This is a genomic window from Ochrobactrum sp. 19YEA23 (assembly GCF_029909865.1).
GTDB lineage: Bacteria > Pseudomonadota > Alphaproteobacteria > Rhizobiales > Rhizobiaceae > Brucella > Brucella gambitense.
The window spans coordinates 123,514-136,616 of the sequence record NZ_JASAMQ010000009.1; the positions used below are offsets into that span (position 1 = coordinate 123,514).

A 13,103-nucleotide genomic window follows, 5' to 3' on the forward strand; every position below is an offset into this window, starting at 1 on the left:
CCAATCAGGTTCAATCATAATTACCGGACCGAACGACAGAAACGCACCGCTTCGACGAAAACCGCAAGGCGAAACTCGCCATGGCGCATCGATGTGGAATGCGGACTTCGGAAAACTGTATCAATGCTTCCCTCATACGTTCCTGCGCGCCCCCGACGCGGATAGAACCAGCCGCGGACGCCTATAGCTTGTTGAGCTTTGGCACAAATGCGCTTTTTGCAAAGCTCGCATGCAAGCCATGCACAGAGCGCATTGAATGCACCAATTACCCAGCCAAAGCAGCGATGAAACGTGCCACTGTCGTCGACATACCATACGTCAAAGCGTCCGCCGTCAATCCATGTCCGATGGAAACTTCTTTCAATTGTGGAATGCGCTTGACCAGTGCGGGAAGATTTTCAACCGTCAGATCGTGACCGGCATTGATTTCAAGACCGAGCGCCGCTGCGGCATCCGAGGCCTTGCCGATACGGTCCAGCTCACGCGCTGCCGCTGCCGGATCGTCATAGGTCGCGCCGTAAGGGCCAGTGTAGAATTCAAGCCGGTCGGCGCCCATGGCCTTGGCCCTGTCATAACCCAGCGGATCGGGATCGGCGAACAGCGAAACGCGCATGCCGCCCTTTTTCAGCCGTGCCACGATGGGTGCGAGATAGTCAGCCTTGGATAGAAAATCCCAGCCGTGGTCCGAAGTGGCCTGCGTCGGGTCATCCGGCACCAGTGTTACCTGTTCCGGCTGATGCTTTTCAACCAGTTCCAAGAAAGCTTCGCTCGGAAAACCCTCGATGTTGAATTCAGCCTGCGGAAATTCATCGTCGATCAATGCACGGATCTCGCCAAGATCGGAAAAACGGATATGGCGCTGGTCCGGGCGCGGATGCACCGTCAAACCCGCAGCCCCTGCCGCAAGTGCTATCCGTCCAAGACCGGTGACGCTCGGCCAGGGCAGATCGCGACGGTTGCGCAGCATGGCAATGGCATTGAGATTGACAGATAATTTCGCAGGCATGGAGGCATTTCTCCCGTTATCGGTTTTCGCTTTATATCGCCCGCCGCAGGAAAGTGTGAGTGTTTTCCCGTCGCACCCGATCACCCATCCCCAAATGTTGCCGTTTCCCGCCTTTCGAGCATGAGGCAAGCTTTTCCGCACTGAAATTGGAACAACAATCCGCAACCTTTCGCCCGGTCCAGACGTTTGAATCCTGTCCCGCCATGGGTTCGATTTTAGGATTGATGATAGAAAGACACCTGGAGACCGATGATGCGCAATGAGGACATCCCCGTCGTCCGCCGCATTCCTACAGACCGGAATGATGTATTCGCCTTTGCCATTGAAGGGCATCTGGACGATTCATCGCTGGAGAATCTCTACGGTCTGCTCGACGCGGCCTATGAGCAGTTTGACGAGATTGATCTCCTGATCCGCCTCGCCGGCTATGAAGGTGTGGACTGGACTGCGGCCTTTTCCGAAAGCATGCTTTCGATGCGCTCAAAATCGCTCAAGCATCTGCGCCGCTATGCGATTGTCGGCGGGCCATTGTGGATACAGGCCAGCATCACCCTGATGCAGCCCTTCCTCTCAATCGAAATGCGCTCTTTCGAAACCGACGAAGAACCGGACGCATGGGAGTGGCTGAGTGCGAAACCGGTCGAAAGCTGATTATTTTACAATCGTCAGCCGTTCAGCCGCACGCGTAATGGCCGTATAAAGCCAGCGCTCACGCGTATCGCGAAAAGCATAGCTTTCATCGAACAGCACGACATCGTCCCACTGCGAACCCTGCGCCTTATGCACCGTCAGCGCATAGCCATAGTCGAAATCGTCGTAACGCTTCTTGGTCTGCCAGGGAATTTCGCTATCCGGGTCTTCGAACTGCGCTTTCAAAAGCTTGATCTTGGCGACGCCGCGATCATCATCTTCCGGCGCGACCAGCAGATTGATGCCGGGCTTCACGGTTTCCTTGGATGAGGTCATGACCTTCCAAAGCGACCCGTTGAGCAAGCCCTTGGCCGGATCGTTGCGCAGGCAGACCAGCTTGTCGCCCGCCTGCGGATAGTCCGCCGTAAAGCCCTTCAGCTCACGCAGGCGCTGATTGTAGCGACGGCGCGTGCGATTGGTGCCGACAAGCACCTGATCCGCCTTCAGCACCATCTCCTGATTGACTTCGTTCTTGCTGATGACCTTCGCTGCGCCGTGATCGCCATAAGGCAATTCGCGCCCTTCGCGAACATCAAGCGCCATGCGGATAATCGGATTGTCCTGCGCCTGACGATGAATTTCGGTGAGCAGATAGTTCGGCTCATGTTCGGTGAAAAAGCCGCCGCCGGAAATCGGTGGCAACTGGCCGGGATCGCCGAGCACAAGAATCGGCGTTCCGAAGCTCATGAGATCGCGCCCGAGCGCCTCGTCCACCATCGAACATTCATCGACCACGATCATCGCCGCCTTGGCGACCGGGCTTTGCCGGTTGAGCGAGAATGTCGGCGCGATGGACGTCTTGCCCGTCGTCTCGTCCTCGACAGCTTCCTCGCCGCGCGGCCGATAGATCAGCGAATGCAGCGTGCGCGCATTGCTCGCGCCCTTGGAACGCAGGACCTGCGCCGCCTTGCCGGTAAAGGCAGCAAACTGCACATCGCCATCGACATGTTCCGCGAAATAGCGCGCAAGTGTCGTCTTGCCTGTTCCGGCATAGCCGAACAGCCTGAAAATGGGACTGCGCCCCTCTTTCAGCCATTGTCCGACGGCCTTGAGCGCCTGATCCTGTTCCGGTGAAAACTGCATGGCTCTTTCAGACAGGATTCGCGGCCTGAAAACAAGATCAAACCGTGATCAAACAACCGTATTCAGAAGGGCCGTATAGCGGGAAAGGTCGACATTGCCGCCGCTGACGATCACACCCACCCGCTTTCCGCGCAATTGATCCGCAATCTGGCGGGCACCTGCGAAAGCCAGACAGCCAGTCGGTTCCACCACCAGCTTCATCTGCCGGGCAAAGAACTTCATGCCGTCGACAAGCGCCTGATCGCTGACTGTCAGCACATCCGTCACCTTTTCGCGAATGATCGCGAAGGTCAGGTCGCCGGGCGCCTGCGTCTGCGCGCCATCGGCCAGCGTCTGCGGCGTGTCGATGCGCACAATCTTGCCCGCACGCAGCGACAGTTGGACGTCATTGCCCGCTTCCGGCTCGACGCCGTAGACGGCGCAATCGGGTGAAAGCGCCTTGGCGGCCAGCGCCGATCCGGCAATCAATCCGCCGCCGCCCACACAGACGAACAGCGCGTCGAGCGGACCGACTTCCTCGATCAACTCCTTGGTCGCCGTGCCCTGTCCTGCAATGATATGCGGGTGGTTGTATGGCGGGATCAGGGTCAGACCGCCCTCCTCCGCCAGACGGTTCGTCAAGGCGTCGCGGTCATCCTTATAGCGATTGAACGTGATCACATTGGCGCCATAGCCGCGCGTTGCTTCGAGCTTCGACTGGGGCGCATCTTCCGGCATCAATATCGTGGCGGAAATGCCAAGCAGCTTTGCCGACAAGGCCACGGCCTGCGCATGGTTGCCCGAGGAAAACGCGATTACGCCGCGCTTCTTCTGCTCGTCGCTGAAGCGTGACAGGGCGTTGAATGCGCCACGGAACTTGAAAGCGCCGATGCGCTGCAGACTTTCCACCTTGAAAAAGAACTCTGCGCCCGTCTCATCATTCAGCGCCGTCGAGGTCAGAACCGGCGTATGAAACGCGTGACCTTCGATCTGGCTCGCTGCGGATGCAACATCGTCATAAGTTGGAAGTACCGACATGCTCATGCTCCTGATTATATCACCTTAACATCGGCCAAAGGCTTGCGATAAGCAGCAAGGCCATAGCGATGTTGAACCATTTGAGACGCACAGGGTCGTCCAGCCAGTTGCGCAGCAACATGCCAAAACCTGCCCAGACCGACACGCTCGGCAGATTGACCAGCGCGAAAGCGACGCTCACCAGCGACACCGCCAGATAGTAATTGTCATGCGTGGCATAGGTGGCAATGCCGGTAACGGCCATCACCCACGCCTTGGGATTGACCCACTGAAAGGCTGCCGCCTGCATGAAAGTCATCGGCTTGCCGTCACCATTGCTTTTGGCTTCGCCGATGGAACGCGACGTCGCGATTTTCCATGCGAGATAGAGCATGTATGCGCCGCCAGCGAATTTCAGGCTGGTATAGAAGGCGGGCACGGTTTCAAGCATCACGCCCAGTCCAAATCCGACTGCAAGAAGCAGGCCGAAAAACCCGACGCCAATGCCCAGCATATGCGGGATCGTACGGCGAAAGCCGAAGTTCACACCCGACGCCAAAAGCATCAGATTGTTCGGACCCGGCGTTATGGAAGAAACGAAAGCGAAGGCGATCAGCGCCAGAAATATTTCGACAGACATGTGATGAACCCGATTTACCCGCACAAATTAGCTCAATAAAAAACCGGCACAATCGAAACATTGTGCCGGTTTTAAGTCTTATTGTATCTATCCTCTGCCCTTGGCAGAGAAGCTATACTTACATGCCTTCGGGGCCGCGGTTCATCGCCGCCACGCCGGTACGGCAGATTTCGACGAGGCCAAGCGGCTTCATGATCGAGATGAACTGGTCGATCTTCGCGGTTTTGCCGGTGATCTCCAGAATGAAGTGATCTGTCGTCGCGTCGACCACCTTGGCCTTGAACGCATCGGCAAGACGCAGGGTTTCGGCGCGGGCTTCACCCTTACCTGCCACCTTGACCAGCGCCAGTTCGCGCTCGATCGGATGATCGTAGCCAAGTTCGGTGGCGCGGTGGCTCAGATCCACCACGCGGTGAACCGGAACAATGCGTGCCAGCTGATGGCGGATCTGGTCAAGCACGTGCGGCGTGCCACGCGTCACGATCGTGATGCGCGAAAGATGCTTCTCGTGCTCGGTTTCCGAAACCGTCAGGCTTTCGATGTTGTAGCCGCGACCGGAGAAAAGTCCGATAACGCGGGCAAGGACGCCCGGCTCGTTGTCGACGAGGACGGCAAGCGTATGGGTTTCCGGGGTCTGGGTTTCGGCTGCGATGAAGTAAGCCGATCCAGAAGCTAGGTTCTGTGCATTCATAATTAAATCCTCCGGATCAGACGAGCGCGCGGCCCTTGGCGTCGATGGCATTGGCAACAGCTTCGTCCGTGGCTTCATCGGGCAACAGCATTTCGTTATGCGCCTTGCCGGACGGGATCATCGGGAAGCAGTTCGCCAGATTGGCAACGCGGCAGTCGAAGATGACCGGCTTGTCGATATCGATCATTTCCTGAATGGCGCTATCCAGATCGCCCGGCTTTTCGCAACGAATGCCATGTGCGCCATAGGCTTCAGCCAGCTTGACGAAATCCGGCATCGCTTCCGTATAGGAATGCGACAGACGATTGCCATGCAGCAATTGCTGCCACTGGCGCACCATGCCCATATACTGGTTATTCAGGATGAAGATCTTGATCGGCGCATTGTGCTGGATAGCCGCCGACATTTCCTGAATGCACATCTGGATCGATGCGTCACCGGCAATGTCGATAACCAGCGCATCGGGATGCGCGATCTGCACGCCGAGAGCCGCAGGCAGACCGTAGCCCATGGTGCCGAGACCGCCCGAGGTCAGCCAGCGGTTGGGTTCCTCAAAACCATAGAACTGCGCGGCCCACATCTGGTGCTGGCCAACTTCCGTGGTGATGTAGGTCTTGCGATCCTTGGTCAGTTCATACAGCCGCTCAATGGCATATTGCGGCATGATGACGTCTTTGTTCGGCGTATAGGCCAGCGAATTGCGGGCACGCCAACGGTCGATCTGCTCCCACCAGGCCGCGATGGTCTTCTTTTCCGGCTTCTTGTCGGAAGCGCGGAACTGGCGAACGATATCCTCCAGAACATGCGCAACATCGCCGATGATCGGCACATCCACGCGGACAGTCTTGTTGATCGACGACGGATCGATATCGATGTGAATCTTCTTCGAATTCGGCGAGAAGGCATTGAGGCGACCGGTAATACGGTCGTCGAAACGCGCGCCGACGCACAGCATGACATCGCAATCATGCATGGTCATATTGGCTTCGTAGGTGCCGTGCATGCCCAGCATGCCGAGCCAGTTCTTGCCGGAAGCCGGATAAGCGCCGAGGCCCATCAGCGTGGAGGTAATCGGGAAGTTGCCGAGTTCAACCAGCTCGCGCAGCAGACGGGAAGCTGCCGGGCCGGAATTGATCACGCCACCACCGGAATAGATGACGGGCTTCTTCGCCGTGGCGAGCAGACGAACAGCGTCGGCAATCGCCTGCGCATTGCCGTCGAGAACCGGACGGTAGGTGGTGCGCGGCGTGGTCTGCGGCGGCGTATAAATGCCCTTGGCAAACTGGATGTCCTTCGGAATATCGACCAGAACCGGACCGGGACGACCCGTGGATGCGACATGGAAGGCTTCATGCAGAACGCGCGACAGGTCGTTGACGTCCTTCACCAGCCAGTTGTGCTTGGTGCAGGGACGCGTGATGCCAACGGTATCGGCTTCCTGAAAAGCATCGGAGCCAATCAACGAGGTTGGAACCTGACCAGAAATGCAGACAAGCGGGATGGAATCCATCAACGCATCCTGAAGCGGCGTAACCGCATTGGTTGCGCCCGGACCGGACGTTACCAGCAACACACCAACCTTGCCGGTGGAGCGGGCATAGCCTTCGGCAGCATGGCCAGCGCCCTGCTCGTGACGCACGAGAATGTGCTGAATTTTGTCCTGCTGGAACAGTTCGTCATAGATCGGAAGCACTGCGCCGCCCGGATAGCCGAAAATGCTTTCCACGCCCTGATCAATCATGGCCTGGATAACCATTTCCGCGCCGGTCATCTCGCGCGGATGGCTTGTTTCCTGTGATCCTGCGGCGGTTGCTTCCGCCTCTTGTTTACCTGCAGTCATCGTTCTCTTCCCGTCTAGTCGATATTTCGGTGTTAGATTTAGCCGCATCGGGCTTTTTTGGATAATAAAAAAGGCCCCCGAGGGAGCCTGTCTTTCGCGCATGGGAGCTTTCGCCGGATGGTTACACCATCCTGCCCATGCGCGCCCGTACCACAAGAATAATAAACGTGTTCATGGGGCGGGACACTAATCGCCTGAAAAGAAGCCGTCAACGCATAAATACGGGCCCTGCGATATTTTCTTAAGATTCACCCCACCCTTTCGATAACTTTATTTCAACCCGGATTTGATAGTTTCCCTCGACACTCTTTTGAAAGTTGGCGGAATGAACACGGGCGGGGATATTGACGGCAATGCCGAGATGAAAGACCGCGGCTTTGTACAGCGCAACCGCACGGAAGGTCACGTCATCCAGTGCGACGGCGAGCGCGCGATTATTGCAGCTCTTTCGGGGCCCTCCTCCACGGCATCGGACGACTACTGGACCGTGGGTCAGCTCATCTCGATCCAGTCCGGCGGCAACCGTCTGGTCGGCCTCGTCCATAATGTCACCGTGCCCGACAATGCCTGGGCACGCGGCGGCGACAACATCGTCCACGTCCATGTCGAATTTCTCGGAGAAGTTCGCGGCGAACCAGATGGCCTTATGACGTTCAGCGGCGGTATTTCCAGATATCCTTATCCCGGCGCCATCGCCCACCGCATTCGCGCCACCGATCTGTCCGCAGTCTATGCCCAGATGGGCCAGACAAGCGTTCCCATCGGCGCGCTGACACAGGACGCTTCCGTCCCCGCCTATGTTTCGGTCGAAGATCTCATCTCACGCCACTTTGCCGTTGTCGGCACCACGGGCGTCGGCAAGTCCAGCGCCGTCATGCTGCTATTGCGCCGCATCGTCTTGCAGCGGCCTGATCTGCGCATCCTGATCCTCGATCCGCACAATGAATTTGCGGGCGCGTTTCCCGATCTCGCCATTGCCGTTGACCAGACCAATATCGAATTGCCGTTCTGGATGCTGCGGCTGGATGAGTTTGCGGATGTCATCTTTCGTGGCCGCCCGCCAGAGCCTATGGAATACGACATATTGCGCGACCTCGTGCAGCTTGCCCGTGAAAAGACGAATGACAGCGAAACCGGCGGTCGCCAGACCTTGCGACGTAAATTGTCAGACAGGACGGTCAGCGTCGATACACCGATTGCCTATCGCCTGCGCGATCTCCTGACCCTGATCGAAGACAGGATAGGCCTGCTCGACAGCAAGGCTGAGCGCCCCTATCTGCGCAACCTGAAAGCTCGGCTGGAATCCATTGCCAGCGATCCGCGCTTCCGCTTCATGTTCGCCGTCACCGGCGGGCCGGAAACCATGCGTCAGGCCATCGCCCGCATTTTCCGCATTCCACACAACGGCAAACCAATCTGTACCTTCCAGCTCGCAGGCCTGCCATCCGAGGTGGTCAATGCGGTTGCGTCGGTTCTGTGCCGCCTCTCCTTCGACATTGCCATGTCGAGCGAAGGCAGCTTGCAAACCCTTGTCATCTGCGAGGAAGCGCACCGCTATATTCCAGCCGACAAGGATGCCGGGTTCTGGCCGACGCGACAGGCCATTGCCCGTATCGCCAAGGAAGGGCGCAAATACGGCTCGTATCTCGGCGTGATCAGCCAGCGCCCCGGCGAACTGGACGCCACCATTCTCTCCCAGTGCAACTCCATCTTCGCAATGCGTCTCGGCAATGAGCGCGATCAGGAGATCATCAAGGGTGCATTGCGCGGCGGCGCCCGCAGCATGGCCGGGTTTCTCTCGTCAATTGCCAATCGTGAAGCCATCGCCTTTGGTGAAGCGTTTTCAACGCCGATGCGGCTGACATTTGAAACGGTCCCGCCACATCAGCTGCCCGGACGCCGCAAGGCCGAAAGCCTCACCGCATCCTGGCAGGTCGATGACAAAATCGCACTGGATCGTATTGTGGATCGGCTTCGCTCCTTCGAAAACAATGCGCAAACCGGCACGCCCGAAAAACCGTCCGAGGAAAGCGATTTATTGGAAAGGCCTTCAACAATCAGCAGGCTGGAAACCGTTACGGCAGCGCCAATTGCTTCGGAGCGACCGGTGGCCGTTGTCTCCCATAACAGCGAAACAGCCCAAAGCATGAAGAAACTCGGCGATCTGGTGCGCAATTTCCGCAAGGATTATGAGAGCTGACGGAATGCCTTTAGCGGCCCGATATCAGGCGCAGACGCGATTGCGTCCCATATTCTTGGCGGCATAAAGCATCTTATCGGCGCGGCGATAAAGGTCCTTCGACGTTTCGCGCCGGTCCCATATCGCAAGACCGATACTGACGGTAACCGTCAGCTTCACATCGCCAAGATCGATTTCCAGCGTCGCAATGGCCTTGCGGATACGATTGGCGAGCTTGATCATCAGCTCCGCGTCCATATTGGGAGCGAGCACCGCAAATTCCTCACCGCCAAGACGCGCAACCACATCGTGATACCGCGTATAATCGCGCAGGCAGCGCGCGACTTCCTGCAACACAACGTCACCAATATCGTGTCCATGGGTGTCGTTGACGGCTTTGAAGTGATCGAGGTCGATGATCATCAGGCCGACCGGTCGTTGGATACGGTCGAACTGAACCAGATATTCCTTCAACGCTTCGTCGAAATAACGCCGATTCTGCATGCCGGTCAGACTGTCGGTCAGAGCGGCATGTTCGAGTGTCTGCGACCGTTCGGACAAATCCTGCGTGATGATCTGCAACTTGCCGCGGTCCAGCGCCTCGGTGCGTATCTGCGGATAGATCAGCAAAAGCCCGCAAACGATGGAGGCGATGAGAACCCATATTGCCGCATGGTTGAGCCGCCCGAGAATGGCCACCAGTTCGGAAGCGGACGCATCAAGAGGGGTCGCTGCAAGCAAACCCAAGTCGACGTGCACGCGATAAAGCAAAATGCCTATCCCGCACATCAAAATAATCAGAATGAAAAATGCCCGCTCCGATTTATGAAACCGCATATTTCGCGCCCGCCTCTCCTTTCCGGAGATTGCCAGCGAGTTATTTCAGTGTCGTTAATTGAAGTAGTGCTTCATCAGAATTACTTAAAAAATTCCAGCTTTTATCAAGCTGGTTGCGAAACCAGGTTGACTGGCGCTTGGCATATTGTCGTGTTGCAATCACTGACCGCTCAATGGCTTCGTCTCCACTCATCGTACCTTCAAGGAAAGCGCTGACCTCCCGAACGCCAATGGCCTTCATGGCGGGCAACGCCGGATCGAGCTGCAAGGACAACAGCGCCTTCACCTCATCGATAGCGCCATTGTTCCACATCAGGGCAAAGCGCCGCGCAATGCGCTCCGAGAGCCAGCCTCGTTCTGGCAAAAGCACAACCTTGCGCGCCGACTGGTCATCCACCAGCACGCGCCCCTTGGTCTGCTGCCACTCGCTCAAGGATTTTCCGGTGCTCTCGATCACCTCCAGCGCCCGCACGATGCGCTGGCTGTCGGTCCGCTGAAGCGTAGCAGCCATTTGCGGGTCGCGTTCGGACAGCGCCCGATGCAGCGCTTCGGCGCCTTCCGTCTCCATGCGGGCGCGCCAATGGTTGCGCACATCCGGCGATACTTCCGGCATTCGCGACAGACCACCCAGCAGCGCGCGAAAATAAAGACCAGTGCCGCCGACGAAAATCGGTGTCCGTCCTGCCAGATCCGGCTGCGTCAAAAGTGCTGCCACATCGGCGAACCATTTGCCGGTGGAATAGGATACGGACGGTGCAACATGGCCGTAGAGATGATGCTCGGCTGAAGCCAGATCATCTGCCCCCGGGCGCGCCGTCAGCAGATCGAGCACGTCATAAACCTGCATGGAATCGGTGTTTACGATGAAACCGCCGGTCTTCCTTGCCATATGAACAGCAAGTGCCGACTTGCCGCTGGCCGTTGGGCCAGCTATCAGGATGGCATTCTTGATCGCCTCCTCACTCATCGCAGGAATCGCTCCCTCATGTCTGCATCCGCTCCGCTCATTGCCACTTTGATCGCCAACCCGGCCAAGGCCGCTCTTGTTCCGTCGCTCGGGATTAAAGCGTCAGCGGCAGTGAATGCAACAGGACTTTACTGGCTTGCAGACGGTATTGCCTGCGATATCCCCTTGCCAAGCGGCCTGAGCGCCGATGACGCCGACGCTGCACTGCGCGCGGCACTGGACGGCGCGCCAGTTGATGTTGTTGTGCAGGAGCAGGATCGCCGCCGCAAGAAAATCCTGATTGCCGACATGGATTCGACCATGATCCAGCAGGAATGCATTGATGAACTGGCGGAAGAAGCAGGCTTGCGCGAGCATGTGGCCGCAATCACCGCCCGCGCCATGAATGGCGAAATCGCCTTTGAACCGGCCCTGCGTGAACGCGTTTCCCTTCTGAAAGGCTTGCCCCTTCAGGTTATCGACAAGGTGATCGCCACCCGCATCACGCTCACACCCGGCGGACCGGAACTGGTGCGCACCATGCGCAAGCACGGTGCTTATACCGCGCTTGTCTCGGGCGGCTTCACATCCTTCACCCACCGTATTGCTGAAATGATCGGCTTCAACGAAGACCGCGCCAATCTTCTTCTGGATGATGGCGCCAAGCTGACAGGCGTTGTCGCGGAGCCGATTCTCGGTCGCGAAGCCAAGGTGGAACGGCTGGAAGAAATTGCTGATCGTCTGGGTCTTTCACCCGAAGACGCAATCGCAGTGGGCGATGGCGCCAACGATCTCGGCATGATCCAGCTCGCAGGAACGGGCGTGGCTCTGCATGCCAAACCGGCAGTGGCGGCAGAAGCCAAGGTGCGCATCGACCATGGCGACCTGACCGCGCTTCTCTACATTCAGGGATACAGGAAAACGGATTTCGTCGAATAGAGGTTTGTCTCAATGCTGAGCACTATACCGCTTGCCCCGCAGACCAACCCGACGACCACGCCCACTGGAAATTATATCCGCCGAGCCAGCCGGTGACATCGACGACTTCGCCGATGAAATAAAGGCCGGGCACAGACTTGGCCTCCATGGTGCGCGAATCGAGATCACGCGTATCGACACCACCCAGCGTCACTTCCGCCGTGCGATAGCCTTCCGAACCGGCGGGCTTGATGCGCCAGTCATTGACGGCGGCTTCCACGCGGCGGAAGAGCTTGTCGGACATATCGGCGAGATGCCCGCTGGCACCGTTTTCCTCGGCAATCGTCTGCGCAAGCTTCTTCGGCAGATGCAGGCCGAGCGCGGTCTGCAAGGCCTGCTTGCCATTCTGCGTGCGCTGTGTGCGCAAGACTTCGAACAGGTCCGTACCGGGCAACATGCTGATGCGGATTTCATCGCCCTCCTTCCAGTAGGATGATATCTGCAAGATGGACGGCCCGCTGATGCCGCGATGCGTGAACAGCATGGCCTCGGTAAAGCTCGTCTTGCCGCATGATACCACCGCATCCACAGCAATCCCGGCCAGCGGCTTCAGGCGTTCCAGCGTATTCGGTTCAAAGGTAAGCGGGACCAGCGCCGGGCGTGTCTCGACCAGCCGTAACCCGAACTGTTCGGCGAGGTCATAGCCGAAGCCGGTTGCGCCCATCTTCGGGATAGATTTGCCGCCGCAGGCGACCACCACAGAACGGCACCTGACTGTCGTGCGGATGCCGCCTTCCGTCAGCCGCAGCTCAAACCCTTCTCCTAATATTCTTGCTATACTCTCGACACCGCAGGAGAGCTTCAGCCGCGCGCCATGGCGCTTCATCTCGCCAAGCAGCATGTCGATGATCTGCGTTGCCGAGCCGTCGCAGAAAAGCTGCCCGAGCGTCTTTTCATGATAGGCAATGCGGTGCCGCTCGACCAATGCGATGAAATCGCGCTGCGTATAGCGGCTTAGCGCCGAGATGCAGAAATGCGGATTGCGCGACAGATAGTTCTTCGGGCTGGCATGAATATTGGTGAAGTTGCACCGGCCACCGCCGGAGATACGGATTTTCTCACCCGCCGACCTGGCATGATCGACAACCAGCACGGAACGCCCGCGCTTGGCCGCTTCGATGGCGCACATCATCCCGGCTGCGCCAGCGCCTATCACAACAATATCGACAGTTTCCAACTCGCACACCACTCCATGAAGCGTTTTGGCGCTTCAATCC

12 protein-coding genes are annotated in these 13,103 nt (G+C 57.8%); 3 read left to right on the forward strand and 9 right to left on the reverse strand.

What is annotated here, in order from left to right; genetic code table 11:
- Positions 1–265: 265 nt before the first annotated feature.
- Entirely contained in the window at positions 266–1,006 is a 741-nt protein-coding gene (locus QBD01_RS20820) for a pyridoxine 5'-phosphate synthase (protein WP_280994354.1), read from the reverse strand.
- Positions 1,007–1,258: 252 nt separating this feature from the next.
- Here QBD01_RS20820 and QBD01_RS20825 point away from each other — a divergent pair, with 252 nt between their 5' ends.
- On the forward strand, positions 1,259–1,657 hold the full coding sequence (locus QBD01_RS20825) for an STAS/SEC14 domain-containing protein (RefSeq protein ID WP_280994397.1): 399 nt from the start codon (positions 1,259–1,261) through the stop codon (positions 1,655–1,657).
- Here QBD01_RS20825 and QBD01_RS20830 read toward each other — a convergent pair whose 3' ends face one another.
- The 5 genes from QBD01_RS20830 to QBD01_RS20850 form a co-directional block, all read right to left on the reverse strand.
- Positions 1,658–2,779, reverse strand: a complete 1,122-nt coding sequence (locus QBD01_RS20830) for an ATP-dependent RecD-like DNA helicase (protein ID WP_280994355.1) — start codon at positions 2,777–2,779, stop codon at positions 1,658–1,660.
- Between the two features lie 48 nt (positions 2,780–2,827).
- Positions 2,828–3,796: a threo-3-hydroxy-L-aspartate ammonia-lyase gene (locus QBD01_RS20835; protein WP_280994356.1), complete on the reverse strand. Its 969-nt coding sequence runs from the start codon at positions 3,794–3,796 to the stop codon at positions 2,828–2,830.
- A 19-nt stretch (positions 3,797–3,815) separates the two neighbouring features.
- On the reverse strand, positions 3,816–4,415 hold the full coding sequence (locus QBD01_RS20840; RefSeq protein ID WP_280994357.1) for a LysE family translocator: 600 nt from the start codon (positions 4,413–4,415) through the stop codon (positions 3,816–3,818).
- A gap of 118 nt (positions 4,416–4,533) precedes the next feature.
- Positions 4,534–5,106 (reverse strand): acetolactate synthase small subunit, encoded by a 573-nt coding sequence (gene ilvN, locus QBD01_RS20845; RefSeq protein WP_182521083.1) that lies wholly within the window; start codon positions 5,104–5,106, stop codon positions 4,534–4,536.
- Positions 5,107–5,122: 16 nt separating this feature from the next.
- The gene (locus tag QBD01_RS20850) at positions 5,123–6,946 is read right to left on the reverse strand and encodes an acetolactate synthase 3 large subunit (RefSeq protein WP_280994358.1); all 1,824 of its coding nucleotides are present in this window, start codon (positions 6,944–6,946) and stop codon (positions 5,123–5,125) included.
- Positions 6,947–7,271: 325 nt separating this feature from the next.
- Between QBD01_RS20850 and QBD01_RS20855 the strand changes: the two genes are divergently transcribed.
- Positions 7,272–9,146 carry an ATP-binding protein gene (locus QBD01_RS20855; protein ID WP_280994359.1) on the forward strand — a complete coding sequence of 625 codons (1,875 nt, stop codon included), beginning with the start codon at positions 7,272–7,274 and terminating at the stop codon, positions 9,144–9,146.
- 24 nt (positions 9,147–9,170) lie between these two features.
- On the opposite strand, the gene QBD01_RS20860 is transcribed toward QBD01_RS20855, so the two are convergent.
- Both QBD01_RS20860 and miaA read right to left on the reverse strand, forming a co-directional pair.
- Positions 9,171–9,962, reverse strand: coding sequence for a GGDEF domain-containing protein (locus QBD01_RS20860; protein ID WP_280994360.1), 792 nt, complete (start codon positions 9,960–9,962; stop codon positions 9,171–9,173).
- Between the two features lie 40 nt (positions 9,963–10,002).
- The gene (gene miaA / locus QBD01_RS20865) at positions 10,003–10,929 is read right to left on the reverse strand and encodes a tRNA (adenosine(37)-N6)-dimethylallyltransferase MiaA (RefSeq protein WP_280994361.1); all 927 of its coding nucleotides are present in this window, start codon (positions 10,927–10,929) and stop codon (positions 10,003–10,005) included.
- Positions 10,930–10,947: 18 nt separating this feature from the next.
- Between miaA and serB the strand changes: the two genes are divergently transcribed.
- On the forward strand, positions 10,948–11,847 hold the full coding sequence (serB, locus tag QBD01_RS20870) for a phosphoserine phosphatase SerB (RefSeq protein ID WP_280994362.1): 900 nt from the start codon (positions 10,948–10,950) through the stop codon (positions 11,845–11,847).
- Positions 11,848–11,869: 22 nt separating this feature from the next.
- Here the strand turns inward: serB and QBD01_RS20875 are convergent, their stop codons facing one another.
- On the reverse strand, positions 11,870–13,063 hold the full coding sequence (locus QBD01_RS20875; RefSeq protein WP_280994363.1) for an NAD(P)/FAD-dependent oxidoreductase: 1,194 nt from the start codon (positions 13,061–13,063) through the stop codon (positions 11,870–11,872).
- Positions 13,064–13,103: the final 40 nt, after the last annotated feature.

Bases quoted from the DNA above. Each gene is read 5' to 3' on its own strand.
- QBD01_RS20830 (WP_280994355.1), bottom strand. From the start codon at position 2,779: ATGCAGTTTTCACCGGAACAGGATCAGGCGCTCAAGGCCGTCGGACAA.
- QBD01_RS20820 (WP_280994354.1), bottom strand. From the start codon at position 1,006: ATGCCTGCGAAATTATCTGTCAATCTCAATGCCATTGCCATGCTGCGC.
- QBD01_RS20840 (WP_280994357.1), bottom strand. From the start codon at position 4,415: ATGTCTGTCGAAATATTTCTGGCGCTGATCGCCTTCGCTTTCGTTTCT.
- QBD01_RS20855 (WP_280994359.1), top strand. From the start codon at position 7,272: ATGAACACGGGCGGGGATATTGACGGCAATGCCGAGATGAAAGACCGC.
- QBD01_RS20825 (WP_280994397.1), top strand. From the start codon at position 1,259: ATGCGCAATGAGGACATCCCCGTCGTCCGCCGCATTCCTACAGACCGG.
- ilvN (WP_182521083.1), bottom strand. From the start codon at position 5,106: ATGAATGCACAGAACCTAGCTTCTGGATCGGCTTACTTCATCGCAGCC.
- miaA (WP_280994361.1), bottom strand. From the start codon at position 10,929: ATGAGTGAGGAGGCGATCAAGAATGCCATCCTGATAGCTGGCCCAACG.
- serB (WP_280994362.1), top strand. From the start codon at position 10,948: ATGTCTGCATCCGCTCCGCTCATTGCCACTTTGATCGCCAACCCGGCC.
- QBD01_RS20860 (WP_280994360.1), bottom strand. From the start codon at position 9,962: ATGCGGTTTCATAAATCGGAGCGGGCATTTTTCATTCTGATTATTTTG.
- QBD01_RS20850 (WP_280994358.1), bottom strand. From the start codon at position 6,946: ATGACTGCAGGTAAACAAGAGGCGGAAGCAACCGCCGCAGGATCACAG.
- QBD01_RS20835 (WP_280994356.1), bottom strand. From the start codon at position 3,796: ATGTCGGTACTTCCAACTTATGACGATGTTGCATCCGCAGCGAGCCAG.